Genomic DNA, 25651 nt, shown 5'->3' with positions numbered 1-25651 from the left:
GGCGGCCCGCGCGCTACGGTGTGGACGTACCCGCCCATTCCGTCCGCACCCCACCCACCGGGGCCGTCGGCCCCAGGGGGGACCGCCGTGAAACCGTCCCAGGACACCACCGTGCTGGTCGTCGACGACATCGACGCCAACCGTTATGCCATGGGCGCCGTCCTGCGGCGCGCGGGCCACCGGGTGGTGCCGCTGGCCACCGCGGCGGCGGCCCTGACCGAGCTGGAGAACCGGATCAGGAACGGCGCCCTGCCCGACGCGGCCCTCGTCGACGTGGGGCTGCCCGACATGGACGGCTTCGAGCTGTGCCGACGGCTCAAGGCGCGCCCCGAGATCGCGCCCATGCCCGTGGTGCACTTCTCCGCCGCGGCCACCACCCCGCGCGACCGCACCCGCGGTCTGGACGCGGGCGCCGAGGCCTATCTCGCCGTCCCCGTCGAGCCCGAGGAGATCCAGGCCGTCGTCCGGGCCGCGCTGCGCGGCGCCCGCTTCCGCCACGACGCCGACGCCCGTGCGGGCCGCCTCGCCCGCCTCGCCACCGCCACCACCGCGCTCTACGGGACGCAGTGCCCCCAGGAGCTCGCCGACACGGCCGCCGCCGCGGCCGGCGCCCTGATCCGCTGCCGGGCCGCCGCCTATGTCTTCGGCGCCGACGGCACGCTCCACGCGGGCGGCCCGCCGCGCCACGAACCCGCCGCCACCACAGCGGTCGCCCCGCTGCTCCAGCGCGCCATGGCGGGCTGCACCGGCGTCCGGTCCCGGATCGCGCCCGCCCCGCTGTGGCCCTCGGGCGTGCTGCCCATCGGCGACGGACCGGGCGGCGCCCGGCTGACGCTGGCCCGCAGCCGCGCCGACCAGCCGCCGGTGTGCCTGGTCACGCCGGTTCACGCCGCCCGGGGCCAGGACGCCCGCGCCCTGCTCGCCCATCTCGCCGAGGCGACCGCGCTGGCCGCCGAGTCGCTGCGCAGCGCCGCCGAGGAGCGGCACATCGCGCTCACCCTCCAGCGCAGCTTCCTGCCCCAGCAACTGCCCCACCTGCCGGGCGCCGACGTCGCCGTCCGCTATGTCCCCGCCTCCACCCGCGCCGAGATCGGCGGCGACTTCTATGCCGCGCTGCCCACTCCCGAGGGCCTCCTCGTCGGCGTCGGCGATGTCGTCGGCCACTCGCTCGACGCGGCCACCGTCATGGTCGAACTGCGCCACGCGTTACGGGCGTACGCGACCGACGAGCACGACCCGGCCGTGCTGGTGCGCCGCCTGGACCGGATGCTCCAGCACTACCACCCCGAAGCCACCGCCACCCTCTGCCTCGCGCTCATCGACCCGCTGCTGGGCGGCGCCAGGATCGCCAACGCCGGCCATCTGCCGCCCCTGGTGATCCCCCGCCGGGGCGAGGCCGCCTACCTCCACCCGCACGGCTCGCTGCTCGGCCTGGGCCTCGACCGCCCCGACGCCTTCCGCCACCGGCTCGCCCCCGACGACACGCTGCTGATGGTGACGGACGGTCTCATCGAGACCCGTGGGACCGATCTCGCGCTCTCCCTGGAGCGGCTGCGCCGGATCGCGGCGGACAGCGCCGCACACGGCACGGGCGCGCTGTGCGACGCGCTGCTCGGTGCGTTCGGCAACCGCGAGGACGACGTGGCGCTGCTGGCCCTGCGGCTCACGGGGTCGGCCTGAGCGACACGAGCCCCGCTCACGGGGCGCCGCGAGGCACGCCCCGCGCGGCTCACCCGAGCCGCTTCTCCATGAGGACGACGGCGTAGGCGCTGCCGCCCCCGCCCTCCTTGTGGGGCTGCTCACCGGCCACCGTGTACCCGGCCCGCTCGTAGTAGGCGCGCAGCCCGGGGCTGGAGGCCTTGAAGTCCAGGCGGGACAGGGGACGCCCGGCCGCCGCGATGCGCCGCTCGGCGTGGGCGAGCAGGGCCCGGCCGGTTCCGGCGGGGGCCAGCGCGCGGTCGGTCATCAGCCGGTGCACATAGCCCGCCTCCGGCGGCCGCACCCCCCAGGCGGGCTCGTCCCGCCACCACAGCTCGTACGCCCCCGCCGCCCGGCCGTCGGCCATCAGCGCGAGCCAGACCTCGCCCTCGGCGATGCGCCACCGGAAGTGGTCCGCGTCCTTCTCGCCCGGCTGCCACTGGTCGATGCCGCTGCCGCGCATCCAGCGGGCGGCGCCGTCGTACAGCGCCACGAGCGCGGGCACGTCCTCTTCACGGGCGGGACGGAAGGTGAGCGCCGCCATGGGGGTCGTCATGGTGATCAACGTACGGGCCGCGCGCGGCTAGCCGGGCGCCAGGGCCGTCAGCCGGGCCACCAGGTCCCCGAACGGGCCGTCCGCCGGCTCGTCCGCCAGCATCCGCAGCACCACCGCCGCCATCTCCTCGTCGTAGGCCGCGCTCACCGCCGCCAGCGCCGCGAAGTCGTGGACGAGCTGCAACTCCAGTTCGGCGCGCGGGATACGGCGGCCGTCCAGCCAGATCAGGGCCGTCGACTCGGCGAGCGAGACCCAGGAGCGCACCACCAGCTCCAGCCGCGCGGGCGGGTCCTGGACGCCGAGGTGGGCCAGGATCTGGAGGTAGGCGGCGTGCCGCACCTCGTCGATCATGGCGTTGGCGGTGGTCGAGTTGCCCGCCGAAGCGGCGGGGCCGCCCCGCATCAGCGCGGCGAAGCCCGGCCCGTGGCCCTCGACGAAGTCGAAGAAGCGGCCCATCACCCGCAGCAGCCGGGCCCCCAGCGGCCCCTCGTGCGGCTCCACGAAGCGGGCCGCCAGCTCGTCGGCGGCCATCCGCAGCGCCGCCTCGTACAGGCTCTGCTTGCCGGGGAAGTAGTGGTAGACGAGCGGCCGTGATATCCCGGCCGCCGCCGCTATCTCGTCGATGGACACGTCGTCGGGGGAGCGGTGGCTGAACAGCTCCAGCGCGACCCCGATCAGCTGCCGCCTGCGCTCTTCGACGCCCATCCTGCGCCGCACCCCGGTCGTCATGCGAACAGGGTACCTACAGGTCGAGCACGAGTTTCCGTCCACGGCAGCGGGAGACGCAGATCAGCATGGAGTCCTCGCGCTCGGCGTCCGTGAGCAGCTCGTCCTGGTGGTCCACCTCGCCCTCCAGGACGCGCTGTTGACAGGTTCCGCAGAAGCCCTGCTCGCACGAGTACGAGAGGTTCGGCAGCTCCTCGCGGACCGTGGCGAGCACCGAGCGGCCCGCCGGGACGGTGAGCGTGCGGCCCGTGCGGCGCAGTTCCACCTCGAAGGTGCCCAGCTGCGCGGTGCTCGCGCCGGGCGTGAAGCGCTCCAGGTGCAGGGCGCGCCCCTCGGGCAGGGCCGCCGCCACCGCGTCCATCAGCGGCTCGGGCCCGCAGCAGTACACCGCCGCGCCCTCCTCCGTTCCCGCCAGGAAGGCGGCCACATCGGGCAGTCCGGCCTCGTCCCGCGCCACCACGGTGACCGGCGCGCCGCCCGCCCCCAGCTTCTCGATCTCCTCCAGGAACGGCATGGAGGCCCGCGACCGCCCCCCGTACAGCAGCCGCCACCGCGCGCCCGCCGCCTCGACCGCCCGCAGCATGGGCAGCACCGGGGTGATGCCGATGCCGCCGGCGATGAACGCGTACGAGGGCGCCCCGGCCAGCGGGAAGCGGTTGCGCGGCCCGCGCACGACCAGTTCGGCGCCCTCGACCAGCTGCTGGTGCACCTCGCGCGAGCCGCCCCGCCCGTCCTCGATCAGCCGGGTGGCCACCGTGTAGGCGCTGCGGTCGGCCGGGTCGCCGCAGAGCGAGTACTGCCGGACGAGCCCGGACGGCAGCAGCAGGTCGAGGTGGGCGCCCGGCCGCCACTCGGGCAGCGGCCCGCCCGTCGGCGAGGCGAGCCGCAGCAGCGCCACGCCCTCGGCGGGTACGGTCCGTTTGGCGACGGTGAGCCGCAGCGAGGGCACCCTGCGCCCGCCCTGCCCGGATATCGGCGTATCCAGCGCGGGCATCGGCCACAGCGGGGAGGCGGCGATCCGGCGGCGCACCGCCCGCCGCACCAGCAGCGCCGCCCCCGCCGCCAGCACCACGGAGCTCATTCGCGCCATGTCAGCGGCCTCCGTTGGCGCCGGGCGAGTTCGCCAGATAGGCCACGGCCTGTGCGGTCGAGCCCTCCTGCGAGGGGTGGTACGTACGGCTGAGATAGCGCGGGATCGAGCGCGCCATCGCCCCGGCGGTCGGCAGTGTGCCCTGCCGTCCGGCGCGCAGGAAGGCGCCGAAGGTGGCCTTGCCGTCCGGCAGGGTGGGGTCGTTCTCCATGAAGAAACGGGCGCCGCGCTGCCAGAGGAAGACCAGCGCGGTGAACGCGGTCGCCCAGGTCCGCACCCGGCGCCGGTAGCCGCCGTCCACGTGCTGGAAGAGGTCGAAGGCGACCGAGCGGTGCTCGACCTCCTCGGCGCCGTGCCAGCGCAGCAGGTCCAGCATCACCGCGTCGGCCCCGCGCGCGTCCAGGGTGTCGGCGTTGAGGATCCAGTCGCCCAGGAACGCCGTGTAGTGCTCGATCGCCGCGATGGTGGCGACCCGCTCCATCAGCCACCAGTGGCGCGTCCGCCCCGGCGGCAGGGTCCGGTCGCCGAGCAGCTTCTCGAAGAGCCAGTCGACCTGCGCGGTGTACGGGGTGGGGTCGAGGCCGAGCGCCTTGAGGTGGGGGAGCACGTCGTCGTGGGCCGCCGAGTGCGTGGCCTCCTGCCCGATGAACCCGATGACGTCCTCGCGCAGCCGCTCGTCGCGGATGTACGGCAGCACCTGCTTGTACACGTGCACGAACCAGCGCTCGCCCGCCGGGAGCAGCAGGTGCAGCACGTTGATGGTGTGCCCGGTGAAGGGGTCGCCGGGTATCCAGTGGAGCGGCGTCTCCTCCCAACCGAACGAGACGTTCCTGGCCTTGAGCTCGATGTGCTCCGAGACCACCGGAGCGGGCTGCGGCGTATTAGACATGGCGTCAATGTACTGACGGGTAAGCATCTGGAACAGGGGTGTGGGGGGGGGGGGGGGGGGGGGGGGGGGGGGGGGGGCGGGCGCCGCCGCCCCCCCCCCCCCCCCCCCCCCCCCCCCCCCCCCCCCCCCCCCGCTGCCCGGCTCAGCGCAGGGCGGTGACCTCCGTGCCGTCCGCCAGCCTCCCGCCCAGCTGGGCGCGGGCGCCCTCCTGGGTGCGCACAGCGAGCAGATGGCCGCGCTCGGACGCCTCCACCCCGCCGGAGACGGCCACCTTGACCAGGTCCTCGCTGCCGGCCGCCAGCACGTACCAGTGCCCGCCCCGGGACTTCCACAGCACCCCGGCGAGCACCTGCGGCCGGTGCGTGCCGCAGGCGGCGCTGTCGTCGGCGCGCGCGGCGACCGCGCCGGCGGTGCCCTTGGGCGCGCCCGGGGCCTGGAACTGGGCGAGCACCCGGCTGTCCGTACCGGACCAGGTGTCGGCCCGGGTGCAGACCCAGGCGGCGGTCCCGTTGGCCTCGGGCAGCGGCTGACGCGCGTAACTCCAGGCGTTCACCGCCCGGACGCCGTGCGAGCGGAGCGTGGGGAGCAGACAGGCGGTACGGGCCCAGGCCTCGCGGGCGGCGGTGCCGTTGACGTCCCTGGGCGCGTCCGGCGGCCCCCAGGTGAGCCGGGCGGGCGCGAGCTCGCCGAGGTCGGACAGCAGCCGCGCCGCCGTGTTGTCGCCGCCCTCGCGGAGCTGGAGCACGTCCCAGGAGGTGCAGTCGCGGGCCTGCGCGGGCGAGACCAGCGGGACGGTCACACCGTCCCCGTCGCGTACCAGCGGGCGGGGGGCCGCCGCCGGGTCGAGCAGGTCCCGCACGGCCGCCTCGCGCACCCAGGGGGCGGTCAGATAGCGCACGTTGCCGTCGGTGCGGCCGACCACGAGCGCCCCGGCGGACGCGGCGTCCGCGCCGTCCACGCGCGCGAAGTCGAGCGCCGCGCCCGCGGTGCCGTCCAGCGGCTCCGCGTACCGGGCGACCCGCAGACCGTCGTAGAGGAGCACCACCGAGGCCCGGTCGACCTTGCCCGCGTACAGCAGTTGGGGCGCGCCCATCGGCGGGCCCGCGGGTGTCCTCGGCGTGGCGGAGACCTGCACGGAGCGGCCCGGCCGCGCCCAGACGGCCAGCGCGCGCCGCAGCAGGGCGCTGTCTCCGGTGAGGGAGCCCCGGGCGGGCCAGACGGAGAAGTCGGTACGCGCCGAGGTCCGCCACACCGCCGCGTCCACCCGGACGACCCGGCTCGGGTCGAGGGCGGCCTCGGCGGCGGGGTTGCGCGCGTACGGCGGCGCGGCGGCGCCGTCCGGGCCCCAGCCCTCGCCCGGCAGGCCCAGGAGCGTGCCGCAGACCGCCAGCGCCGCCGCGGCCACCAGGGCGGCGCGCAGATGCTGGCGGCGGCGCATCAGGTCGGTGGGCCGCGCCTGGAGCGAGCAGGGGTCGAACTCCGCGGCCTCCAGGAGCGCCGCCGCCGCTCCCGGCTCGCCCGCCTCCTCCACGGCCGCCCCGGCGTCCTCGACGCCCGCGGCTTCGAGCTCCCCGCGCACCTCGGCGTCGGTCAGCCGGTCGAGGCCGCGCAGCACGAACGCGGCCCGCGCGGGACCGCTGAGCGCGGAGAGCCGCTGGTCCAGGGCGAGTTCGTCGGCCCCGCCGGAGCGGGGGAAGAGCCGCAGCCCCCACACCTGCGGCAGCAGCGGCGGCAACTGCGCCCGCCTGGGCCACGCCCGCCGCCGCAGCGGCAGCCCGGCCTCCAGCGCCTGCCGCACGACCTGGCGCCGTACGAATCCGTATCCCGGGTCGCCGCGCCGGGGCGCCGGGATCGCCGCCCGGGTGGCGGCGCGGCCCCGGGGCAGCGACCGCTGCACCAGCGCGTGCGCGGTCAGCACCCGCCGGTTGCGCCCGAGGGAGGGCGGCAGCACGAGATAGGCGAGCCGGGTCAGCCGGGGATAGTGCTCCACGAGAGCGGCTTCGGCCTGCTCGATGCCGACGGGGGTGGGGCGGGTGAGGATGTCCTGGGGCGGGGCCACGTTCAGCAAAACGAGCGAATCGTGGGATGGTCACCGCGCCCGTCCGCGCCCGGGTCCCGCCCACGGGCGGCAGAAGGCCGTACGAGCCGCCGGCACCCCCCGCGAATGCCCTCCCGGCAGCCCCTTGAGCGCCCCGCCTCAGGCCGAGCGCGTCAGCCGGGAGCGCAGGCGTCCCAGGACCTCCCGCCGCCCCGGCTCAGGCCGAGCGCGTCAGCCGGGAGCGCAGGTGCTCCACCGCCTCGTCCCCGACCCCCAGCCCGTCCCGTGCGTACGCCTCCATCGACCCGTGCCGCGCCGCCACCTCCTCCAGGCCCGCCGCCAGGTACTCCGGCACCACCCCGATCACCGCGAGCGCCACTTCCGGGTCGCCGCCCTGCGCCGTGAAGCCTTCGACCAGCGGCGCGAACGCCTGCCGCACCGCCGCGTTCACCGACAGGTACTCCCGCTCCACCACCTCGGGCCCCGCCCCCAGCAGGGACAGCAGCACCGTCGCCCCCCACCCCGTGCGGTCCTTGCCCGCCGTGCAGTGGAAGAGCAGCGGCCCCGCCTCCTCGGCCGCCAGCTCGCGCAGCAGCGTCCCGTACGCCGCCCGGGCCGAGGCCGACGTCACCAGGCCCCGGTAGAGGTCCCCGAACACCGCCTGCGCCCGGCCCCCGCCCAGGTGCCGCTCGGCCGTGACCGGGTCGGCCAGCACCCGCCGCAGCTGGGCGGCCGGGGGCGCCCCGTAGGCGCTCACCGCGTCGGCCAGCGCGTCCGCGACGACCAGCCGCGCCCCGTCCGGCAGCCGGTCGGGCCGCTCGGCGCGCTCGGCGTCCGTACGGAGGTCGACGACGGTGCGGAGCCCGAGGCCGGTCACCGCCGGGTCCCCGGCCGGGTCGAACCGGTCGAGCGCCCCGGCCCGGAAGACCAGGCCGGGTCGGACCGTACGGCCCCCGGCGAGCGGCGTACCGCCGAGATCGCGGAGGTTGGCGACGCTGGTGGAGGGGATCGCGGTCATGGGCGGACGCACTCCTGGGGCAGGGGCGGCCGGGCGCGGGCCGCCGGGTCGGGACAGCCGGTGCGGCCGGGGCCGCTGTCAAGCGGGTGTGCGACCGCGGAGGACGCCGGGGCCGTGTGCACGGAGTTCGCCACCCCGGCGGCGGGCCCGGCGACGACGGCTTCCGCGCCGCCCGGCGCCGTCCGTCCCGACGGTCCCAGCGGTCTCGGCGGGAGGGTCATCGGCTCGGTGCTCCTCGTGTCGGGGGGTGGCCACGGACGCCCGCGGAGCGCACGGTGACGGCGGGGCGACTGTCGGGTCACGGGGCCACTGAAATGGTCAAACACCCACGATGGAGGGGTGGTTGAAGGCACGATGGAGGTATGCGCACCCTTGTACGAGCGGCCCTGGCAGCCGCGGTCGTGACCCTAGCCGCGGGCTGCGGCGGGGGCGGCCACGACGCGCCCAAGACGGCCGGCGGAACCCTCGAAGAGATAGCGGCCCAGGCCGCCTGCAAGCCGAAGATCTCCACCGACGCCGCCGAGCTCCGGCAGGCCAACTGCGACACCGCGGACGGGCGGTACGTCCTGGCGACCTTCGCCACGGACCGCGGCCAGCGGGAGTGGATCAACGGAGCCAAGGACTACGGCGGCGCCTATCTGGTGGGCCGCAAATGGGTCGCCGTGGGCGACGAGAGCGTGGTCGACGCACTGCGCGGCCGGCTCGGTGGGAGTGTCGAGACCGGGACCAACCATTCCGGACACCACCACATGAGCTGACCGCGCAGTGTGCGTGCTCCCCCGGGTGGGGTGACCCGGGGGAGCCCATCAAGGGGAGCGGGTTTCCAGGCGCGTGCGCGCCCTGTCGGTCAGGCGCAGCTGCGCCCCGTGTTGATGCAGGTCACCGCCTTCCTCATCAGCGAGTCGCTGAAGACGTTGATGAAGTCACCGTGATCGGTGACCGGCTTGTGGAGCTGCTCCGGGAAGGAGTCGACGGCGAACCCGGGGCCCGGCGGCACGGCGTACACGATCCGCTGCTGGAGCTGCGGGATCGCCTTGAAGCCGCGCGGGCACGCGCCGTTCCGCCCGGCGAAGGCGACGTGCGTCCGGTGGTTCGCGCTGTCCGTGTTCTTCCCGTCCCAGCAGCTCTGGAAATTGAAGGTGCGGACGACTTTGCTGCCCTGGGGGCAGATCGGGTATTTCTCCTTGAGCTGGCGGTTCTCGAATCCGGTGCAGCTCCAGGAGGCGTTGGCATTCGCGTTGCCGTTGGTGAAGGCCTTCGCGTCACCGGTGATGATCCGCAGAAAGCGCGGCATTGCGGTCACCTTGCCGACGGGATTCCCAGCGAGCTTGATGGTGACCTGGGAGGGCGTCTGGATCTTTCCGACGTTCTTGTCCCGGCCACCGCCGTCCGCGTTGGCGTCGTTCTCGTTCTGGCCGTTCTGAAGGCGCAGTACGGGCCAGTAATAGGTGGACTTGTCGCCCTGGTTGCGGCAGCTGGTGCCGCCCTTGGCCAGATCGGCGTCGCTGGAGAAGGCGTCGGTCGCCTGGTTTCCGACATAGTCGTGCATATGGTGGGCGCCATTGCTCACGCCGGGCGCGACGATGACGTTGTCGGGATTCCGCTTGGCGTTCTGGTTGACGCCGCAGCTGCTGGTGAAGAACCCGGTCGAGCCGTTGCGCTGGGTGCGGGGGGCCTGGACGTTCGGCCGTACGGAACGGATGTCGACGAAGTCGCTCTTCGCGGGCCCGTTCCCGACGTTCTGGCCCTGGCCCTGCCCCTGATCCTGGCCCTGACCAGGCCGTTGACCCTGAACCTGGGCTTGTCCCTGGCCCTGGTTCTGACCCTGGGCCTGTCCGGCGGCGCCCTGGCCGCCCGTGCCCGTGCCCCCGCCCCCGGCGTTGTCGTCCGCGCGCAGGGTGCACGGCGCGAGTGCCCGCATGCCCTGCGGCGGCCGTCCGCCGCTGCGGCCGACGGCCACCGCGATCCGGTCGAGCGACGCCGTCCGCCTGTCCTTCAGCGGACCCAGTACGGCTTGCTGGGCATAGCCGGGATCGCGGTCGACCTGATCCTTGTTCGAGGCGAACTTCTCGTACGCGTCGGTGATCTGCGTATCGATGGCCGCCAGTTCCCGGTCCACCTCGGGGCGGGCCGGATCCGGCACGTCGGGGAGGCTGTTGGACACGTCCGGGCAGTCGATCGTCGACGCGTTCGTCACCGGGGCGGCCCGTACCTGGGCCTTCCCCGGATCGTCGCTCGCCGAGGCGTACACATTCACCGCGACAAGGCCGCCCCCACCGATGAAGAGTGCCGCGGCGGCCATCGTCATCCGCCGAGGGAAGGTCGGCCGTTTTCGTATTGAGCGTCCCATGGAACTCCTTCGCTTGAAGCAGCGCGTCGTTCCATACGCAAGGGGCGCGTGGGGCGTTCAAAGCCCCGGCAGTTTCGTAGGTATCTCCTAAGACACCGGTCAGCGCTTGACCGCGCGCAGCACCACGAACTTCGGGTCGCTGGCGACGAGTTCGCTGTTGCCGAAGAGCCGCTGGAGCTTGAGGTGGTAGCCCAGGTGCCGGTTGCCGACGACCCACAGCTCACCGCCCGGCCGCAGGGCCTCGCGCGCGTCCGTGAACATCCGCGTGGAGGTGCGGTCGGTGGTCGCCTGGTGGGTGTGGAACGGCGGGTTGTTGAGCACCAGGTCGGCCGTGCCCGGCGGGAAGCCGCTCAGGCCGTCGCCCAGCCGGAACTCGGCGTCGGCCTCGCGCGCCGCGCCAGCGCAGAGCCGGAAGGTGGCCCGGGCCGAGGCGATCGCCTGGTGCGACTCGTCGGTGAACACCACGTGCGCCTCGGGGTTGGCGAGCGCCGCCGCCGTTCCCACGATGCCGTTGCCGCAACCGAGGTCGACGACCCGGTCCGGGCCCGTACGCGTGGGCAGGTGCTGGAGCAGGAAGCGGGTGCCCATGTCCAGGCGGTCGGCGCAGAACACCCCCGCGTAGTTGGTGACGGCGAGCCCGGAGGCGGGCCCGATGCCCATCTCCAGCGAGTACGTCAGCGGCCACGGGTTCACCGGCCGGACCAGGGCCGGGTCCGGCTCGCAGAAGATCAGCCGGGCCTTCTTCTCGGCCAGCGAGGTCTTGGTCGGGCCGAGGAGGCGCTCGAAGAGGTTCAGGGTGGAGGTGTGGATGTCCTTCACCATGCCGGCGCCGACGACCACGGTGTCCGCGTGCACGGCGGGCGCGAGCCGGTGCAGCTGGTCCTCCAGGAGGGCCAGGCTCTTCGGTACGCGCACCAGCAGCACGTCCACCCGGGCGGGCGGCTCGTCGTGGGTGGACAGCAGCGTGACGGAGTCCTGGGCCGCGCCCGCCCGCGCCAGGTTGGCGCGGGTGGCCTCCTGGCCGAGGAAGGACTCGCTGATCTGGGTGAGCGAGCCCGCCCCCCGGCCCGCGAGGGCGGTCGTCAGGGCGCCCCACCGGTCCCCGAGGGCGACCACGGACCCCGAGAGGCCGATGCCCTCCAGATGCCGCAGCAGATACTCGTCGGCGGCGTCCCAGGCCCGCAGCGGGTCACGCGGGTCCTCGGGAAAACGGGTCAGCTCGTACGCGCCCCAGGGCGTGGTCATCGGATTCATTGTCAGCCAGGCTAACCCGCCCGACCGAACCCCCCGCACCACCCACGCCCCGGGCGTGCCAACGGCAGCCACACCCCCGCGCCCCTCCCAGGGGCGTGGGGAACCGCGCGAACGGCCCCCCACATCCCGCACCCGGCAGTCGGCCGGGAGCTCAGGGGGCGTACTTGTACCCCACCCGCCGGACCGTCTGAATCGCGTGGCGGTGGCGGGTGCCCAGCTTGCGGCGGAGCCGGGCGATGTGGACGTCCACGGTCCGGCCGTCGCCGACGTGGCCGTACCCCCACACCGTGGTCACCAACTGGTCGCGCGTGTGCACCCGCTGAGGGTTCGCCACCAGATGGGCCAGCAGTTCGAACTCCAGGTACGTGAGGTCCAGCGGGCGCCCGTCGACCTCGGCGGTGCGGCGGACGGTGTCGATACGGACGAGCGCGTCGCCCCCGGCCGCCGTGTCCGCGCCCGGCTCCTCGGCCACCGGGGCCGGGGCGGGCGCGGCGGCGAGCAGCGGCGGCTGCTGGTCGGCCGGGAGGAGCACCAGATAGCCGACCATCGGCGGCCGGCCGGGCAGCGAGGGCAGGGTGTGCGGGGGCGCGGGCAGCCAGGTGGCGCCCGGCGGGAGGAAGTCGGCGACGGTGCCGGTGGCGGCCACTTCGTCGCGGTCGACGGCACGGAGGCGATGGCGTCCCGGCGGGACGGGGGCGGGGCGGGCAGCGGTCGCAGCGGAGGCGGAGAAGACAGGGGCGTTCGCCATGAGAGGTCAGCTCTTTCGCGCGGAGTCGTCGGGGGACGTACGTCGTCGCGCGCGGGCCGAAGGCCTTCGGTGAGGGGAGGCTTTAGAGGGCCGGCGCGTTCATCGCGCGGCAACACACCCGGTCGAAGTCGTGGTGCTGACGGGACGGCCAGAACGGCTCCAGATCGCTGCGACCTGTCGCGGGGTTCGGGTGGCTGGCCATGTGCATATTGAACCAGATGCTTCCGGCGGTGAGCAGTGGCCTCCCACACACTGATACGGAACTTGGGCGCACGGTGACCGGAACTCGCCCTGCGCCAAAGCCCGGAGGGCGCCCACCGCATGTGCGGGGGCGCCCTCGGAAGCACGTCGTACGGCTCGGACCCGACCGGTCGTACGGCTCGGAGACACGTCGTACGGCTCGGACCTGACGGGTTGTACGGCTCAGACCTGACCGGCCTTCTCCAGCCCGGTGCAGCAGGTCTCGACGATGAGCCGGGTCACCACGTACGGGTCGACGTTGGCGTTGGGGCGGCGGTCCTCGATGTAGCCCTTCTTGTCCACCTCGACTTGCCACGGGATGCGCACCGAGGCGCCGCGGTCCGAGACGCCGTAGGAGTACTCGTTCCACGGGGCGGTCTCGTGCAGACCGGTGAGGCGCTCGTCGATCCCGGCGCCGTAGTTCTTCACGTGGTCCATGGGCTTGGAGCCCTCGCCGAGCGACTCGCACGCGGTGATGATCGCGCCCCAGCCCTGGTCGCCTTCGCGCATCGCCCTGGTGGAGAAGTTGGTGTGCGCGCCCGCGCCGTTCCAGTCGCCCTTCACCGGCTTCGGGTCGAGCGTCGCCGAGACGTTGAACTCCTCGGCGGTGCGGTAGAGCAGCCAGCGCGCGATCCACAGCTGGTCGGAGACCTCCAGCGGGCCCACCGGGCCGACCTGGAACTCCCACTGGCCGGGCATGACCTCGGCGTTGATGCCGCAGATGCTGAGGCCCGCGGCGAGGCAGTGGTCGAGGTGCTTCTCGACGATCTCGCGGCCGAAGATCTCGTCGGCGCCGACACCGCAGTAGTAGCCGCCCTGCGCGGCCGGGAAGCCGCCGACCGGGAAGCCCAGCGGGCGGGTGCCGTCGAAGAACGTGTATTCCTGCTCGATGCCGAAGACGGGCTCCTGCGCGGCGAACCGCTCGGCGACCGGGCGCAGCAGGGCGCGCGTGTTGGAGGCGTGCGGCGTGCCGTCGATGTCCAGGACCTCGCACAGGACGAGCAGGTTGTCGCCGCCGCGGATCGGGTCCGGGCAGGAGAAGACCGGCTTCAGGACCCGGTCGGAGGCGTGGCCCTCGGCCTGGTTGGTGGAGGAGCCGTCGAAGCCCCACACCGGCAGCTCGGCGCCGTCCGGCACACCCGCTATGATCTTGGTCTTCGAGCGGAGCTTGGCGGTCGGCTCGGTGCCGTCGATCCAGATGTACTCAGCCTTGAACGTCACGGAAGCCATCCTTTGCGGGGAGCTGCTGGTGGTGCGGGAGCCGCGGTGCGGCGGGCCGTCGGCGCCGTGCGGGGCGTCCGGGGCTGCTGGGGGCAGCCTCACATCCCGGGATTTCCCGTCCGTTGCCCGTGTGTGAACCCGGTGTTACCCGGGTTACGTCCGTGCACCCGGGGTTTCCTCCGTGGCCGGCGAGCACACTGATCGGTATGACCGACGTATCCGGCGCCGCATCCGCCTCCGCAGCCCCTCCCGCACCTCTCCGTGTCGGCCTCCTCGGCACCGGCCCCTGGGCGGTCGCCACCCACGCGCCCGCGCTCGCCGCGCACCGGGACGTCGAGTTCACCGGGGTCTGGGGGCGCCGCCCCGAGGCTGCGGCCCAGCTCGCCGCCGAGCACTCCGTTCCCGTGTACGAGGACGTGGACGAGCTCTTCGCGGCGTGCGACGCGGTCGCCTTCGCGCTGCCCCCGGACGTCCAGGCACCGCTCGCCGTCCGGGCGGCCGGGGCCGGTTGCCATCTGCTGCTCGACAAGCCGGTCGCCACGGACACGGACCGGGCGCGCGAGGTCACGGAGGCCGCGCGGCGTGCCGGGGTCGCCTCCGTGGTCTTCTTCACCCTGCGCTTCGCCCCAGGCACCGCCGGGTGGATCGACAGCCGGACCGGCCTGGAGGGCTGGTTCACGGCGCGTGCGCACTGGCTGGGCGCGCTCTTCACCCCCGGCGCCGCCCCGAGTCCGTACGCCGTCTCGCCCTGGCGCCGGGAGAAGGGCGCGCTGTGGGACGTCGGCCCGCACGTCCTGTCGGTGCTGCTGCCGGTGCTCGGCGAGGTGACCCGGGTGACGGCCGCGCCCGGCCCCGACGACACCGTCCATCTGGTCCTGCGCCACGCCTCGGGCGCCTCCGCCACGGTGACGCTGGGCTTCGCCGCGCCCGAGGCCGTGGCGGGCGTGGGCGTGGAACTCCTGGGCGAGCGGGGCGTGGAGCGGCTGCCGGACTGGGGCGGGGCGGACGAGGCGTTCGCGGCGGCGCTGGACGCACTGCTGGACGCGGCCCGCGGCGGGGTGCCGCATCCGTGCGACGCGGGGTTCGGGGCGCGGGTGAGCGAGATCCTGACGGAGGCGGAGCGGCAGTTGGGGGAGGCGTGAGGGGCCGGGCCTCGCGCTGACGGGGCCGGGTGGTGACGGGGCCGAGGGATGTCCGGCCCTCGGGGTGTCCGGCCCCCGGGACCTCACCGGGAGAGCGCGTCCCGTACCGCCTCCTCGGTGCGGCCCACCACCGCCGTGCCGTCGTCCGCCGTGATGATCGGGCGCTGGATGAGCCGGGGGTGCGCGGCGAGCGCGGCGATCCAGCGCCCGCGCGATCCCTCCTCGCGCGGCCACTCCTTGAGCCCGAGCTCCTTCGCCTCGGCCTCCTGGGTGCGCGTGATGTCCCACGGCTCCAGTCCGAGCCGGCCGAGCACGTCCCGGATCTCGTCCTCGGACGGCACGTCCTCCAGGTAGCGGCGGACGGTGTACGAGGCGCCCTCGGCGTCCAGCAGGTCGATGGCGCCGCGGCACTTGGAACAGGCGGGGTTGATCCAGATCTCCATGGGGGACACGGTACCGCCGGTACGCCTGTGACCTGCTCAAAGACCGTACGGCCAGCGGCGATTGTCAGTGGCGGGCAGTAAAATTGAGGCAGTTCGTGAGGGTTCCCGACAGCCCAGGAGGATGCCCATGGCCGCTGCCGTACTGACGTCGCGCGCCCCGCAACAGCTGTCCCTGATGTCCCTGAAGAAGGTGCCGCTCCCGGCCGGACGCCCGCGGGTGTGGTACGAGACGCACAACAGGCGCCTCAAGGCGATGCGCCTGGCCATCGCGCTGCTCGACACGGGGGTCTACCAGCCGGAGCACGCGCCCAACCGCAAGATACGGAGCACGGCGGAGCTGATCGGCGTGCACCCGCCGTCGGACACGACGTGCCGGATGGTCCGGGCCCTGATCCGCTCGGGCCGCTGACGGCAGGGTGCCGCGCCCGGAGGAAACCGGGCGCGGCACTCCCGCCCGCCGCCTCAGCAGGTGGCCGGGGCCCCGTTGGTGGGTGGTGGCGGCGCGCAGCTTGTTGGAGTTGGCGACGTATGCGTCGAAGACGCCGCTGTCCTCCAGCCGGAGCATGGTCTCGTCGCTCTGCCGCAGCGAGTTCCCGCTCCAGTTGTGGCTGGCGGTCCACAGGACCTCGCGGTCCGGGGTCTCATGAAGCCACGAGGGGCGGCCCGATTCGCAGCGGAGTGACATCCTGGGAGTCGCGTCGGCGAAAGGGAGTTGGACCCATGCGGTGGACCGTCCATGGCGAACGGCAGATCTATGACAACCCCTGGGTCAACCTGTGGCTCGTGGACGTCCAGCAGCCCGACGGACGTCGCTGGGAGCACCATGTCGTCCGTATGCGGCACCTGGCGGTGGCGGCCGTGGTCGACGACCGCCGGCGGGTCCTGATGATGTGGCGCCATCGGTTCATCACCGACACCTGGGGCTGGGAACTTCCCATGGGTCTCATCGAGGCCGACGAGACACCGGAGCAGGCCGCCGCGCGGGAGGTCGAGGAGGAAACCGGTTGGCGGGTCGAGGCCATGAAGCCCCTCGTCTACGCACAGCCCGCGAACGGCATCACCGACTCGGAGCACCACGTCTTCCGCGCCGACGGCGCCACGTACGCGGGCCCGCCGACGGAGCTGAACGAGTCGGACCGGATCGAATGGATCCCGATCACGGAGATCCGGGGAATGATCGACCGCCGGGAGATCGTCAGCAGCGGCACCCTGGTCGGCCTGCTCTATCTGCTGCTGGACGAGGCCACCAAACCCGCCGGTTAGCCGAGGGTCTCCCGCATCCGGTACTCGAACGCGATCACCGGCGTCTCATGTGCGTACGGCACCAGGCAGCGGCGGAACTCCTGGACGTGTCCGGCGACGCGGGGTGAGTCGATCGAAGCGGTGAGGTCGAGCGCGACCTCGGCGCTGCGGCACGCGGCGTCGAGCTTGCCCTGCTGGAGTTGAGTGCTGGCCAGCCAGAAGGCGTGGAAAGCGCGACCCCGATTCTGCGTGGCCTTGTCCCGGCGTAGCCCCTCGGCGATGAGCGGTTCGGCACGCGAGGCTTCGCCGAGACGGGCCAGCGCGATCCCGGTGTCGACGATGAGCTTGTTCTCGTCGAAGTAGCGGACCCAGGAGGGTGCTTCGCCCTCGTGCTCCCGAGCCCGGTCGAATGCGTCGCGCGAGCGGTCGATAGCCTGGTGGCACGAGGAGGCGTCGCGAAGCGTGGCGTGGGCGAAGGCTTCACGCATGTGAAGCATGGACATGACCAGCGGCTGGTCTCCCGCAGCGCGGGCGGCGTCCTGGGCCTTGCAGGCGAGGGCGACGGCGTCGTTCGGATGGCCGTCGTAGGTGGCTTGCAGGCTCATGCAGGAGAGCACGTTGGCCATGAACAGCCGGTCGTCCTGACCATGGGACAGCTTGAGGGCCTGAGTGAAATAGGTGCGGGCGGTGCTGAACTGGCGGGCGTCGAAGCAGGCCCAGCCCGCGAGCCGGGCCAGTTCAGCCGCAAGGTACTGCAAGTCGCACCGCAGCGCGGCGTCCGCGCCGTGCATCAGATGGAGCACATAGCGCAGGTGCCCCACGACGGCGGGCCGCAGTGCCGCGCCGCCGTGCTGGTCGTCCCGGCGCCAGTAGTCCTCAACGGATGATTGCAGAGCGGTAAGCGTTGAGCGGGTGACTCGCTCGTCGGCGAGTGCGAGAAGGGCGTCCAGACTCTCGCCGGGTTCAAGGGCAGCGGGTGGTTTGCCCCCGGTCGGCCGTACGGGCACCGCCGCCTGTTCCCACGTCCATTCCCGCGCTGGAATCTCCCAGGGGCGGTGGGCCAGGCCCAGCATCGCGCCGGGGATACGGAGACCGTCGGCCACCCGCTCGATGACATCGATATGAGCCAGGCTGCGACGCCCTGCCATGATCTCGCCGACCCTGCTGGGCGTCATGTCGCACAGCCTCGCGATCCGCGAAGGATAGACCCCGGCCTTCACCTTGAGCAGCCGAAAGATCCGGGTGAAATCGCGTTGACGACAGGCTTCCTGCCACCCCGGGTCGGCCAGTAACGCCGCCGGTAGCGCGCGGTCGGGCTGTGGTCCGGACACTCGCGTCCTTCTTCCTCAGCCCGCAGCACGGGCAGTCGGTGCCTCAACTCCACAGAATTTTACCCACGTTGGGTAACCAACGTGACCTGATCCGGTGACCGGTGATCGCGGTGAACTGGTCCCTCGAACCACTCGTGAGGAGACGCGATGCTCCCTATGGCAAAGCACGATCAGCCAATCACCGAGCAGTGGCACATGCGGCTCACCTCCAGCCCCCAGTGCGTCCCCCTGGTCCGCAGACAGGTCGGTAAGGCACTGGCGGACTGGGGCTGCGGCGCGGACGACATCGACCGGACGCTCCTGGTCTGCGGTGAGCTGGCCGCCAACGCCGTACAGCACGGACCCAACCCCGGCCCTCTCTTCGAAGTCCGCGTGACCGTCAGTGGGGTCACCTGTCTGGTCGAGGTCTCCGACACGAGCCCGCTCCCTCCCCGGCCGGTCGGAGCGGGGTCCGACGATGAGTGCGGCCGCGGCTTGCAGCTGGTCGCGGCGCTTGCTGAGGAGACCGGCCACCACTTCCGTCATCCGCTCGGCAAGACCGTGTGGGCCCGCCTCCTGCTCGACGCCTCGAAGGAGGAGAACGATGTATGAACTGATCGCTGCCCCATATCTGGAGAACTCTCTCCTCGTGCGGCCGGGCAGTCCCAAGGCAGTCAAGCTCCCCTTCATCGAGTACTCCTGGCTCATGCAGGCAGCCGACGCAAATGTCCGCGTCCCGACCTGGCTCATCAACGTCGCACAACGCACCTGGGGTGTGGAGCTCAACGGCCGACGAGTTCACGAGGCGGTCGCCGTCCGGCTGCCCTCACCCTTGGGGTACGGGCGCGCGTCGTACGAACTGAATCTTGGTTGCAACTACGACTGCGACCACTGCTACCTCGGCCTGAAGCGGTTCTCCGGACTGGAATGGCCCGAGCGAGAGCAACTCCTGTACGCGATCCAGGCGGCCGGCGTTCTGTGGCTCCAGCTGACCGGCGGCGAGCCGATGATCGACAAGCTGTTCCCGGAGACCTACCAGAGGGCCCACGAGCTGGGGATGCTGGTGGAGATCCTCACCAACGGGTCCCGTCTCGCGGCCGCGAAGAACCTCGCTCTGCTCACACAGCGCCGCCCGCACAAGATCACCCTCAGCGTGTACGGCGCCACCGCCGAGGCGTACGACGGGCTGACCCGCCGCAAAGGCTCGCACCGCATGTTCCTGAAGGGGCTGAACGGCGCGCACGAAGCCGGGCTGCCCCTCGACCTCGCGTTGATCATCACTCGGCACAACGCTCACGAGGCCGACGGGATGCGGGCCCTGGCCGACCGCTACGACTTGTCGTACCGCGAGTACACCCACATGTCTCCGACGATCTACGGCGGCGCCGAAAGCCTTGCCTCCCAGGCACCGGATCACCTCGCGGACCGCGAACCCTTCCTGGGCTGCAACGCCGGCCACACCTTCTTCCACGTCGACCCGCACGGCATGGCGTCCATCTGCAAGGCCGGCCGCGACGAGGCCATCCCGCTCATCACCGAAGGAGTCGGGGGTCTCGCCCGTCTCTGCGGCGTGGCGGACTCCCTGATGCTTCGCACCGGTGGTTGTACCGGCTGCCAGCTCTCCGGCACCTGCCGGGTCTGCAGGCCGCTGGCCAAGCTCTACCAGGAGGCGAAGGCACCGCTGAACAGGTACTGCCAACACGCAGAGACAAGGAGCTGACCATGGCACCCGTACCCATCGACATCGCACCGTTCCGATCGCTCGACGCCGAGGAAGGAGACTTCCTCATCGAAGTCATCGAGGACCTGGACGCCTTCGCCCAGGCCGCCCTGCCCGGCTGCGGCGACGACAACCCGTACAACTGACCAACCATCGGAGGGGGTTTTCGGCACCACTCCGCGCCGGGAGCTCCCTTCGGTCCTCACATCTGGGACCCTGTCCGCCATGCCCGTGACCGCAGTCGAATTCGGCGACCTGCCCGCCCGAGTCCGCTCCGCCATCGAGGCCGAGACCGGTCCGATCCTGAAGGCGGAGTCGATCTCGGCCGGACTCAACAGCGCCGTGTCCGCGCGTCTGCGGACTGCCATCGGGGCCGTCTTCCTCAAGGGCCTGCGCACCGACCACCGCTGGGTCTGGACCCAGCGGCGTGAAGCGGACATCAACGGGTACGTCACCCCGCTTGCCCCACGCCTGCTCTTCCGCATCGTCACCGACGGATGGGACATCCTCGGCTTCGAGGCGATCGACGGCCGTCATGCCGACTACTCACCGCGCTCCCCCGACCTTCCGAAGGTCGTCGAGGCCATGCGGCGACTCGGCGAGATCCCGTGTCCTGATATCGAACTCCGTCGTGCGGAACAGCGTTTGACCGCCTACGTCGACAACCCGGCGGACGCCGAGATGTTCAAGGGCGACGCCCTGCTCCACACCGACTGGAACAACCACAACGTCCTCATCACGGACGATCGCGCGTACGTGGTCGACTGGGGCTGGGCGACACGGGGGGCGGCCTGGCTCGACGCGGCATACTGGATCATCTGGCTCATCGCTGCTGGTCACATCCCCGAAGAAGCGGAGTATGTGGTCTCGCGAGTGCCCAGCTGGTCTACGGCGTCGCCAGCGGCCGTCGACGCTTTCGCCGTAGCGAGTTCCGGCCTGTGGGATGAGATCGCGGGGAACGCGTCAGATGACTGGACGAGCCGCCAGCGGTCGGCCGTGCGGCAGTGGTGCGACCACCGCACTGCTCGCGCCTGAGCCTGACCTCCGAGTCAAGAGGTGCGGTGCACGAGGGACATCAGGTGGATCCTTCGCCGCCCGTGCGGCTTCGGGCGCGTGCCTTGCGACGCCTACCGGCGGTCCCTTGCCGCGGTCGGCCCTTTTCTGTCATGTGGCGACGGTGATCCAGGAGGGCAATCCACCATGCCAGTCGATCGCTGGAGTCATTTGGGATGAGCACTCGGAGCACCCGGAGAACAAACAAGGCCAAACCAGCGAATGCGACGACCAGGCAGGCAGCCCACCAGGGCATGCCCGTGACCGTGGTCCCCAGGATCTCGATCACGACGCGAGTGCTTCCTGTTGGCGATGAAAGGGCTGGATGGCGTATCGCCGACTAGGTACGCCGCGAGCGAAGGCGGAGAGCAGCGCCTTTGAGGGTGATGATGAGATCGCCAGTCGCTGAGATGGTCCTGGCTCCCGGGATACCGACGATTGGATCGGTCATCGCCGCAGCCAGATCATCCGGATAGGGATATGCGTTCCACTGCAACTCCCACCTGTCGTCGGCCCCATGGAGCTTGCGAGCCCCGAACGGTCTGCGGGCTTTGTCGAGCCGGCCTGGGCACTCCAGAGGATCGTAGAACCAGTTGCCGATGGCCCAGGTTCCGTGGGGGTCACGGACACCGATCCGGGAGAAGAGGCCGGCCAAGAGGCATTGAGCTTCCGTGGTCATGCGGGGGACCACAGCCAACTGATCCCGTTCGGCGTCAGTGAGCGGTGTGTCCGTGGTCATGTAGTCGAAGTAGGGCTCATTAAGCGCGCCGGTAGGTGCTCCGAATGAATTACGCGTAACCACGACCTGCGCAGAAGTCGGCAGATGTCGCATTACGTAGCTTCCGTGGCCGCGACGTTCCTCAAGCCGCAGACCAGGCAGGCCAGTCTTTCCATCCGGGCGGCGGAGCAGACGACTGGCCACATTGTCAGGCACATCGGTGATGAGCACCAGGCGCTCGAAACGAGGGGAGACCGTGAAGGTATAGGTGCTGAGGAGGGACAGTTGCCACCCAGCCGGGCCCTCATGGTCAACCCCATGGTTTAGCAGGCCGATTGCCAGTAGAGCTCGGACTTCTTGCTGGTCGGAACGACAGACGTCCAGCCCCATGGAGTGGTCGCGGGCGATTCCGGTCTCGGCAGCGGCCGGCTTCTCACCTGTGTAGAGGGCACGGATGCGGGCGGCATTCTTGCGTCGGCTTGCGGGCATGCTTCACCTCGCCACTGCCCGGCCAGCGCATCAGGGTCACATACCTAGTGAGACCGCACTTGATCGACTGCTTCGCGGAGTGAGTGCTCCACACCCTTGCGCAGCTTCTGTGAGTACCGGGCTCACGTACTTTTGCTGGCGTCCGGACCTCCGCAGGCCGAGAACTGCCCGCACTCTACAGGAGGTCTCTCCAACTGCGCGGGCGAATGCGGGGGGGGCGAGACGGGCAACGAGCATGACCGGTATAGGAAAAAGACCGCCGACCGTGCCCCACCTGGACGGTGGAAGACACGGCCGACGGCCCACAAACGGCTCAGGCGAGCGGAGACCCGCTCCGACCCGGGGCCCTGCTAAATGTCGAAGTACAGCTCGAACTCGTGCGGGTGCGGGCGCAGCTGGATCGGGGCGATTTCCGCCGTGCGCTTGTAGTCGATCCACGTCTCGATCAGGTCGGACGTGAAGACGCCGCCCGCCTGGAGGTACTCGTTGTCGGCCTCCAGGGCCTCCAGTACCGCCGGGAGGGAGGTCGGGACCTGGGGGACGCCCGCGTGCTCCTCGGGGGCGAGCTCGTAGAGGTCCTTGTCGATCGGCTCGGCCGGCTCGATCTTGTTCTTGATGCCGTCGAGGCCCGCGAGGAGCAGCGCCGAGAAGGCGAGGTACGGGTTCGAGGACGGGTCCGGGGCGCGGAACTCGACGCGCTTGGCCTTCGGGTTCGAGCCCGTGATCGGGATGCGCATCGCGGCGGAGCGGTTGCGCTGCGAGTACACGAGGTTGACCGGGGCCTCGAAGCCGGGGACCAGGCGGTGGTAGGAGTTCACCGTCGGGTTGGTGAAGGCCAGCAGCGACGGGGCGTGCTTGAGGATGCCGCCGATGTAGTAGCGGGCGGTGTCCGACAGGCCCGCGTAACCCTGCTCGTCGTAGAAGAGCGGCTCGCCGCCGGTCCACAGGGACTGGTGGACGTGCATGCCCGAGCCGTTGTCACCGAAGATCGGCTTCGGCATGAAGGTCGCGGTCTTGCCGTTGCGCCAGGCGACGTTCTTCACGATGTACTTGAAGAGCATCAGGTCGTCGGCCGCGGCCAGCAGCGTGTTGAACTTGTAGTTGATCTCCGCCTGGCCGGCCGTGCCCACCTCGTGGTGCTGGCGCTCGACCTGGAGGCCGGACTTCTCCAGCTCCAGGGAGATCTCGGCCCGCAGGTCGGCGAAGTGGTCCACCGGCGGGGCCGGGAAGTAGCCGCCCTTGTAGCGGACCTTGTAGCCGCGGTTGTCCTCGACCGCACCGGTGTTCCAGGCGCCCGCCTCGGAGTCGATGTGGTAGAAGCCCTCGTTCGCCGTGGTGGCGAAGCGCACGCTGTCGAAGACGTAGAACTCGGCCTCGGGGCCGAAGTACGCCGTGTCCGCGATGCCGGTCGACGCGAGGTAGGCCTCGGCCTTCTTGGCGATGTTGCGCGGGTCGCGGCTGTACTGCTCGCCCGTGATCGGGTCGTGGATGAAGAAGTTGATGTTCAGCGTCTTGTCGCGGCGGAACGGGTCCAGGCGCGCGGTCGACAGGTCGGCGCGCAGCGCCATGTCGGACTCGTGGATGGCCTGGAAGCCGCGGATCGACGAGCCGTCGAACGCCAGCTCCTCGGCCGGGTCGAACGCCGTCGCCGGGATCGTGAAGTGCTGCATCACGCCGGGAAGGTCGCAGAACCGGACGTCGACCATCTTGACGTCATTGTCCGCGATGTACTTCTTGGCGTCGTCGGCGTTCTGGAACATCCAACTCCTCCTACTCCCGTCCGGGGGAGACGGGGTTGTAGCTCGTGGTGCGGCCAGTGCGGTGGCACACGCTGGACCCGACCATAGGCAGGCGGGATTTCTCAAGCGTGACCCGTTTGTTTCGCCCAAGTTAACCGGGACCCGGGCAGGGGTCACATCAGGACCCGTACAAAAGGGATATAACCGGGCCTCCGGGCCATCCCGGGGGTGGGGGCGTGGAGGCCGGCCGGTACCGTGGAAGCGTGGACAACAGGCAAGCAATCGGATCGTGGCTCTCCGGGCCCAAGGCGGCGGCCGAGGAGATGGGCGTCGACTTCGGTTACCGGGGCGAGCAGCTCGGTCTGCCGGAGGAGGGGCCGGGCGCCATCGCCCCCCTGGGTCGGCGCTTCGGCGCCATCTTCATCGACTGGTCGGTGAGCGCCCTGATCGCATACGGGCTGCTCGCGCACCGCCAGCTCCACCTCACCAACAACTGGGCGCTCGTCGTCTTCCTGGTGATGAGCATCCTGACCGTCGGCACGGTCGGCGCCACGCCCGGCAAGCGCGTCCTGGGTCTGCGGCTGATCGCGGAGGGCGGCGGCCGGCTGAGCTTCCCGCGCGCCCTGCTGCGCAGCGTGCTGCTGTGCCTCGCCGTCCCGGCCCTGGTCTGGGACCGGGACGGCCGGGGCCTGCACGACCGCCTCTCGCGAGCGATCCAGGTCCGGATCTAGCAGCCCCCGGCCCCCTGGGGGGCGCCCGAAGGGCCGCCCTTTCAAGGGCGCGGGGACCGCGCGACCAGCCACACACGACCCGCAGTCGAACACGCACGCGCAACAAAGGAAGGGGCCCGGCAGAACCTCTCGGTTCTGCCGGGCCCCTTCCCGCACGCCCCAGCGGAGCGTCAGCGCGCCTTCCCGCCGCGCGGCATCCGCATCCCCTTGGGCATCGGCCCCTTGGGAAGCGGCATGTTGCTCATGAGGTCGCCCATCGCGCGCAGCCGGTCGTTGGCCGCGGTGACCTGCGGCCCCGCCAGGACGCGCGGGAGCTTCAGCAGGGTGGTGCGGAGCTTCTTCAGGGGCACCTGGCCCTCTCCGTCGCCGACCACGACGTCGTGGACGGGGACGTCCACCACGATCCGCGCCATCTTCTTCTTCTCGGCCGCCAGCAGCGACTTCACCCGGTTCGGGTTGCCCTCGGCCACCAGCACGATGCCGGCCCTGCCGACCGCCCGGTGCACCACGTCCTGGCTGCGGTTCATCGCCACCGCCGGGGTCGTCGTCCAGCCGCGTCCGATGTTCTGGAGCACCGCGGCCGCGGCCCCCGGCTGTCCTTCCATCTGCCCGAAGGCAGCGCGCTCGGCACGGCGTCCGAAGACGATCGCCATGGCGAGGAAGGCCAGCAGGAAGCCGAGAATGCCCAGGTAGATGGGGTGACCGATCAGGAACCCGAGCGCGAGGAAGACGCCGAAGGTGACGATTCCCACTGCCGCGACGACGAGACCGACCTTGGAGTCGGCCTTGCGGGTCATCTTGTACGTGAGGGCGATCTGCTTCAGTCGCCCGGTGTTCGCAGTAGTGTCTGCGATTTCCTTCCTCGCCATGAACCGAAGTTTACGTGGCTCAGGGCCGACGGCTAGCCACGGCCTCCAGTACGTGCTGGACCTCGGTCCGGTCCTTGGCGCGGCGGCGGTCCTCCAGGACCGCGGTCCAGGCGTTGCGGCGGGCCGTGCGCTGGCCGGCGGCCAGCAGGACGGACTCCATGGCACGCAGCGCGTCGGTGACGGACGGGAGCGCGGTGGCGCGTACGGTCGTCGCGGACTGCATCGTGGGGTCCTCCCTGGGACGGACAGCAGTGGGGCGTGCACTCCGGCGCACACACGGGGAGCGTGCGCGGTGCGTGTGTACAGCGTCACTGACTGGTGTTACCAGGGCGTGTCCGGGCGGTCAAACGGCAATGAAACCTTGACG

General features: G+C 71.7%; 27 protein-coding genes. 10 read left to right on the top strand and 17 right to left on the bottom strand.

Annotation, left to right across the window (positions count from 1 at the left end):
• Positions 1 to 87: 87 nt before the first annotated feature.
• Entirely contained in the window at positions 88 to 1680 is a 1593-nt protein-coding gene (locus ACZ4MU_RS12255; RefSeq protein WP_467874478.1) for a SpoIIE family protein phosphatase, read from the top strand.
• A gap of 49 nt (positions 1681 to 1729) precedes the next feature.
• Here ACZ4MU_RS12255 and ACZ4MU_RS12250 read toward each other — a convergent pair whose 3' ends face one another.
• The 7 genes from ACZ4MU_RS12250 to ACZ4MU_RS12220 form a co-directional block, all read right to left on the bottom strand.
• On the bottom strand, positions 1730 to 2254 hold the full coding sequence (locus tag ACZ4MU_RS12250; RefSeq protein WP_467874476.1) for a GNAT family N-acetyltransferase: 525 nt from the start codon (positions 2252 to 2254) through the stop codon (positions 1730 to 1732).
• A 27-nt stretch (positions 2255 to 2281) separates the two neighbouring features.
• Positions 2282 to 2983, bottom strand: a complete 702-nt coding sequence (locus ACZ4MU_RS12245) for a TetR/AcrR family transcriptional regulator (RefSeq protein ID WP_467874474.1) — start codon at positions 2981 to 2983, stop codon at positions 2282 to 2284.
• A 13-nt stretch (positions 2984 to 2996) separates the two neighbouring features.
• Positions 2997 to 4070, bottom strand: coding sequence for a PDR/VanB family oxidoreductase (locus ACZ4MU_RS12240; RefSeq protein ID WP_467874471.1), 1074 nt, complete (start codon positions 4068 to 4070; stop codon positions 2997 to 2999).
• 1 nt (position 4071) lies between these two features.
• A complete protein-coding gene (locus ACZ4MU_RS12235) occupies positions 4072 to 4959 on the bottom strand; it encodes a metal-dependent hydrolase (protein ID WP_467874469.1) in 888 nt (295 codons plus the stop codon).
• Positions 4960 to 5101: 142 nt separating this feature from the next.
• Complete coding sequence (locus ACZ4MU_RS12230; protein ID WP_467874466.1) at positions 5102 to 7027, bottom strand: hypothetical protein; 1926 nt, start codon at positions 7025 to 7027, stop codon at positions 5102 to 5104.
• 187 nt (positions 7028 to 7214) lie between these two features.
• The gene (locus tag ACZ4MU_RS12225) at positions 7215 to 8015 is read right to left on the bottom strand and encodes a tyrosine-protein phosphatase (RefSeq protein WP_467874464.1); all 801 of its coding nucleotides are present in this window, start codon (positions 8013 to 8015) and stop codon (positions 7215 to 7217) included.
• Entirely contained in the window at positions 8012 to 8236 is a 225-nt protein-coding gene (locus ACZ4MU_RS12220; RefSeq protein ID WP_467874462.1) for a hypothetical protein, read from the bottom strand. Before ACZ4MU_RS12220 ends, ACZ4MU_RS12225 begins: the two co-directional genes overlap by 4 nt.
• A 141-nt stretch (positions 8237 to 8377) precedes the next feature.
• Between ACZ4MU_RS12220 and ACZ4MU_RS12215 the strand changes: the two genes are divergently transcribed.
• Complete coding sequence (locus ACZ4MU_RS12215) at positions 8378 to 8773, top strand: hypothetical protein (protein WP_365110113.1); 396 nt, start codon at positions 8378 to 8380, stop codon at positions 8771 to 8773.
• An 89-nt stretch (positions 8774 to 8862) separates the two neighbouring features.
• Here ACZ4MU_RS12215 and ACZ4MU_RS12210 read toward each other — a convergent pair whose 3' ends face one another.
• The 4 genes from ACZ4MU_RS12210 to glnII all read right to left on the bottom strand — a co-directional run bounded on the left by ACZ4MU_RS12210 (position 8863) and on the right by glnII (position 13828).
• A complete protein-coding gene (locus tag ACZ4MU_RS12210) occupies positions 8863 to 10365 on the bottom strand; it encodes a DUF1996 domain-containing protein (protein ID WP_467874459.1) in 1503 nt (500 codons plus the stop codon).
• 99 nt (positions 10366 to 10464) lie between these two features.
• Complete coding sequence (locus ACZ4MU_RS12205) at positions 10465 to 11610, bottom strand: methyltransferase (protein WP_467874457.1); 1146 nt, start codon at positions 11608 to 11610, stop codon at positions 10465 to 10467.
• A 160-nt stretch (positions 11611 to 11770) separates the two neighbouring features.
• A complete protein-coding gene (locus ACZ4MU_RS12200) occupies positions 11771 to 12367 on the bottom strand; it encodes a winged helix-turn-helix domain-containing protein (RefSeq protein WP_467874454.1) in 597 nt (198 codons plus the stop codon).
• Positions 12368 to 12790: 423 nt separating this feature from the next.
• Positions 12791 to 13828, bottom strand: coding sequence for a glutamine synthetase (gene glnII / locus ACZ4MU_RS12195; RefSeq protein WP_467874452.1), 1038 nt, complete (start codon positions 13826 to 13828; stop codon positions 12791 to 12793).
• Positions 13829 to 14034: 206 nt separating this feature from the next.
• Between glnII and ACZ4MU_RS12190 the strand changes: the two genes are divergently transcribed.
• Positions 14035 to 14970 (top strand): Gfo/Idh/MocA family protein, encoded by a 936-nt coding sequence (locus ACZ4MU_RS12190; RefSeq protein WP_467874449.1) that lies wholly within the window; start codon positions 14035 to 14037, stop codon positions 14968 to 14970.
• Between the two features lie 83 nt (positions 14971 to 15053).
• Here the strand turns inward: ACZ4MU_RS12190 and ACZ4MU_RS12185 are convergent, their stop codons facing one another.
• Positions 15054 to 15413, bottom strand: a complete 360-nt coding sequence (locus ACZ4MU_RS12185) for an arsenate reductase family protein (protein ID WP_467874446.1) — start codon at positions 15411 to 15413, stop codon at positions 15054 to 15056.
• A 127-nt stretch (positions 15414 to 15540) separates the two neighbouring features.
• Here ACZ4MU_RS12185 and ACZ4MU_RS12180 point away from each other — a divergent pair, with 127 nt between their 5' ends.
• On the top strand, positions 15541 to 15822 hold the full coding sequence (locus ACZ4MU_RS12180; protein ID WP_101388032.1) for a hypothetical protein: 282 nt from the start codon (positions 15541 to 15543) through the stop codon (positions 15820 to 15822).
• 311 nt (positions 15823 to 16133) lie between these two features.
• The gene (locus tag ACZ4MU_RS12175; protein ID WP_467874444.1) at positions 16134 to 16676 is read left to right on the top strand and encodes an NUDIX hydrolase; all 543 of its coding nucleotides are present in this window, start codon (positions 16134 to 16136) and stop codon (positions 16674 to 16676) included.
• Here ACZ4MU_RS12175 and ACZ4MU_RS12170 read toward each other — a convergent pair.
• Positions 16673 to 17986: a helix-turn-helix domain-containing protein gene (locus ACZ4MU_RS12170; protein ID WP_467874442.1), complete on the bottom strand. Its 1314-nt coding sequence runs from the start codon at positions 17984 to 17986 to the stop codon at positions 16673 to 16675. The genes ACZ4MU_RS12175 and ACZ4MU_RS12170 overlap by 4 nt on opposite strands.
• 156 nt (positions 17987 to 18142) lie before the next feature.
• On the opposite strand from ACZ4MU_RS12170, the gene ACZ4MU_RS12165 reads away from it, so the two are divergent.
• The 4 genes from ACZ4MU_RS12165 to ACZ4MU_RS12150 all read left to right on the top strand — a co-directional run bounded on the left by ACZ4MU_RS12165 (position 18143) and on the right by ACZ4MU_RS12150 (position 20720).
• The gene (locus tag ACZ4MU_RS12165) at positions 18143 to 18577 is read left to right on the top strand and encodes an ATP-binding protein (RefSeq protein WP_467874440.1); all 435 of its coding nucleotides are present in this window, start codon (positions 18143 to 18145) and stop codon (positions 18575 to 18577) included.
• Positions 18570 to 19685, top strand: coding sequence for a radical SAM protein (locus ACZ4MU_RS12160; RefSeq protein WP_467874438.1), 1116 nt, complete (start codon positions 18570 to 18572; stop codon positions 19683 to 19685). Before ACZ4MU_RS12165 ends, ACZ4MU_RS12160 begins: the two co-directional genes overlap by 8 nt.
• A 2-nt stretch (positions 19686 to 19687) precedes the next feature.
• Positions 19688 to 19831 carry a hypothetical protein gene (locus tag ACZ4MU_RS12155; RefSeq protein WP_467874436.1) on the top strand — a complete coding sequence of 48 codons (144 nt, stop codon included), beginning with the start codon at positions 19688 to 19690 and terminating at the stop codon, positions 19829 to 19831.
• A gap of 79 nt (positions 19832 to 19910) precedes the next feature.
• Complete coding sequence (locus ACZ4MU_RS12150; protein ID WP_467874434.1) at positions 19911 to 20720, top strand: phosphotransferase; 810 nt, start codon at positions 19911 to 19913, stop codon at positions 20718 to 20720.
• A 358-nt stretch (positions 20721 to 21078) separates the two neighbouring features.
• On the opposite strand, the gene ACZ4MU_RS12145 is transcribed toward ACZ4MU_RS12150, so the two are convergent.
• Positions 21079 to 21945, bottom strand: coding sequence for a hypothetical protein (locus ACZ4MU_RS12145; RefSeq protein WP_467874431.1), 867 nt, complete (start codon positions 21943 to 21945; stop codon positions 21079 to 21081).
• A gap of 350 nt (positions 21946 to 22295) precedes the next feature.
• Positions 22296 to 23705, bottom strand: a complete 1410-nt coding sequence (gene glnA, locus ACZ4MU_RS12140) for a type I glutamate--ammonia ligase (RefSeq protein WP_467874428.1) — start codon at positions 23703 to 23705, stop codon at positions 22296 to 22298.
• Positions 23706 to 23947: 242 nt separating this feature from the next.
• Here glnA and ACZ4MU_RS12135 point away from each other — a divergent pair, with 242 nt between their 5' ends.
• A complete protein-coding gene (locus ACZ4MU_RS12135; RefSeq protein WP_467874426.1) occupies positions 23948 to 24415 on the top strand; it encodes an RDD family protein in 468 nt (155 codons plus the stop codon).
• 170 nt (positions 24416 to 24585) lie between these two features.
• Here the strand turns inward: ACZ4MU_RS12135 and ACZ4MU_RS12130 are convergent, their stop codons facing one another.
• Both ACZ4MU_RS12130 and ACZ4MU_RS12125 read right to left on the bottom strand, forming a co-directional pair.
• A complete protein-coding gene (locus ACZ4MU_RS12130) occupies positions 24586 to 25284 on the bottom strand; it encodes a DUF4191 domain-containing protein (RefSeq protein WP_358834223.1) in 699 nt (232 codons plus the stop codon).
• A gap of 19 nt (positions 25285 to 25303) precedes the next feature.
• The gene (locus ACZ4MU_RS12125; RefSeq protein ID WP_467874423.1) at positions 25304 to 25507 is read right to left on the bottom strand and encodes an SCO2195 family GlnR-regulated protein; all 204 of its coding nucleotides are present in this window, start codon (positions 25505 to 25507) and stop codon (positions 25304 to 25306) included.
• Between the last annotated feature and the right edge of the window lie 144 nt (positions 25508 to 25651).

The sequence above is a fragment of the Streptomyces sp. NPDC026377 genome (assembly GCF_055567715.1).
Note: the sequence above shows the minus strand (reverse complement) of the source record. Positions and strands in the feature narration are given on the sequence as shown.

What these genes read in the sequence shown, in the direction of transcription:
- ACZ4MU_RS12175 (WP_467874444.1), top strand. Translation starts at nt 16,134, where the DNA reads ATGCGGTGGACCGTCCATGGCGAACGGCAGATCTATGACAACCCCTGG.
- ACZ4MU_RS12210 (WP_467874459.1), bottom strand. Translation starts at nt 10,365, where the DNA reads ATGGGACGCTCAATACGAAAACGGCCGACCTTCCCTCGGCGGATGACG.
- ACZ4MU_RS12180 (WP_101388032.1), top strand. Translation starts at nt 15,541, where the DNA reads ATGGCCGCTGCCGTACTGACGTCGCGCGCCCCGCAACAGCTGTCCCTG.
- ACZ4MU_RS12215 (WP_365110113.1), top strand. Translation starts at nt 8,378, where the DNA reads ATGCGCACCCTTGTACGAGCGGCCCTGGCAGCCGCGGTCGTGACCCTA.
- ACZ4MU_RS12245 (WP_467874474.1), bottom strand. Translation starts at nt 2,983, where the DNA reads ATGACGACCGGGGTGCGGCGCAGGATGGGCGTCGAAGAGCGCAGGCGG.
- ACZ4MU_RS12220 (WP_467874462.1), bottom strand. Translation starts at nt 8,236, where the DNA reads ATGACCCTCCCGCCGAGACCGCTGGGACCGTCGGGACGGACGGCGCCG.
- ACZ4MU_RS12205 (WP_467874457.1), bottom strand. Translation starts at nt 11,610, where the DNA reads ATGACCACGCCCTGGGGCGCGTACGAGCTGACCCGTTTTCCCGAGGAC.
- ACZ4MU_RS12130 (WP_358834223.1), bottom strand. Translation starts at nt 25,284, where the DNA reads ATGGCGAGGAAGGAAATCGCAGACACTACTGCGAACACCGGGCGACTG.
- ACZ4MU_RS12150 (WP_467874434.1), top strand. Translation starts at nt 19,911, where the DNA reads ATGCCCGTGACCGCAGTCGAATTCGGCGACCTGCCCGCCCGAGTCCGC.
- glnA (WP_467874428.1), bottom strand. Translation starts at nt 23,705, where the DNA reads ATGTTCCAGAACGCCGACGACGCCAAGAAGTACATCGCGGACAATGAC.
- ACZ4MU_RS12200 (WP_467874454.1), bottom strand. Translation starts at nt 12,367, where the DNA reads ATGGCGAACGCCCCTGTCTTCTCCGCCTCCGCTGCGACCGCTGCCCGC.
- ACZ4MU_RS12235 (WP_467874469.1), bottom strand. Translation starts at nt 4,959, where the DNA reads ATGTCTAATACGCCGCAGCCCGCTCCGGTGGTCTCGGAGCACATCGAG.
- ACZ4MU_RS12240 (WP_467874471.1), bottom strand. Translation starts at nt 4,070, where the DNA reads ATGGCGCGAATGAGCTCCGTGGTGCTGGCGGCGGGGGCGGCGCTGCTG.
- ACZ4MU_RS12145 (WP_467874431.1), bottom strand. Translation starts at nt 21,945, where the DNA reads ATGCCCGCAAGCCGACGCAAGAATGCCGCCCGCATCCGTGCCCTCTAC.
- ACZ4MU_RS12165 (WP_467874440.1), top strand. Translation starts at nt 18,143, where the DNA reads ATGGCAAAGCACGATCAGCCAATCACCGAGCAGTGGCACATGCGGCTC.
- ACZ4MU_RS12125 (WP_467874423.1), bottom strand. Translation starts at nt 25,507, where the DNA reads ATGCAGTCCGCGACGACCGTACGCGCCACCGCGCTCCCGTCCGTCACC.
- ACZ4MU_RS12190 (WP_467874449.1), top strand. Translation starts at nt 14,035, where the DNA reads ATGACCGACGTATCCGGCGCCGCATCCGCCTCCGCAGCCCCTCCCGCA.
- ACZ4MU_RS12250 (WP_467874476.1), bottom strand. Translation starts at nt 2,254, where the DNA reads ATGACGACCCCCATGGCGGCGCTCACCTTCCGTCCCGCCCGTGAAGAG.
- ACZ4MU_RS12185 (WP_467874446.1), bottom strand. Translation starts at nt 15,413, where the DNA reads ATGGAGATCTGGATCAACCCCGCCTGTTCCAAGTGCCGCGGCGCCATC.
- ACZ4MU_RS12155 (WP_467874436.1), top strand. Translation starts at nt 19,688, where the DNA reads ATGGCACCCGTACCCATCGACATCGCACCGTTCCGATCGCTCGACGCC.
- ACZ4MU_RS12225 (WP_467874464.1), bottom strand. Translation starts at nt 8,015, where the DNA reads ATGACCGCGATCCCCTCCACCAGCGTCGCCAACCTCCGCGATCTCGGC.
- ACZ4MU_RS12160 (WP_467874438.1), top strand. Translation starts at nt 18,570, where the DNA reads ATGTATGAACTGATCGCTGCCCCATATCTGGAGAACTCTCTCCTCGTG.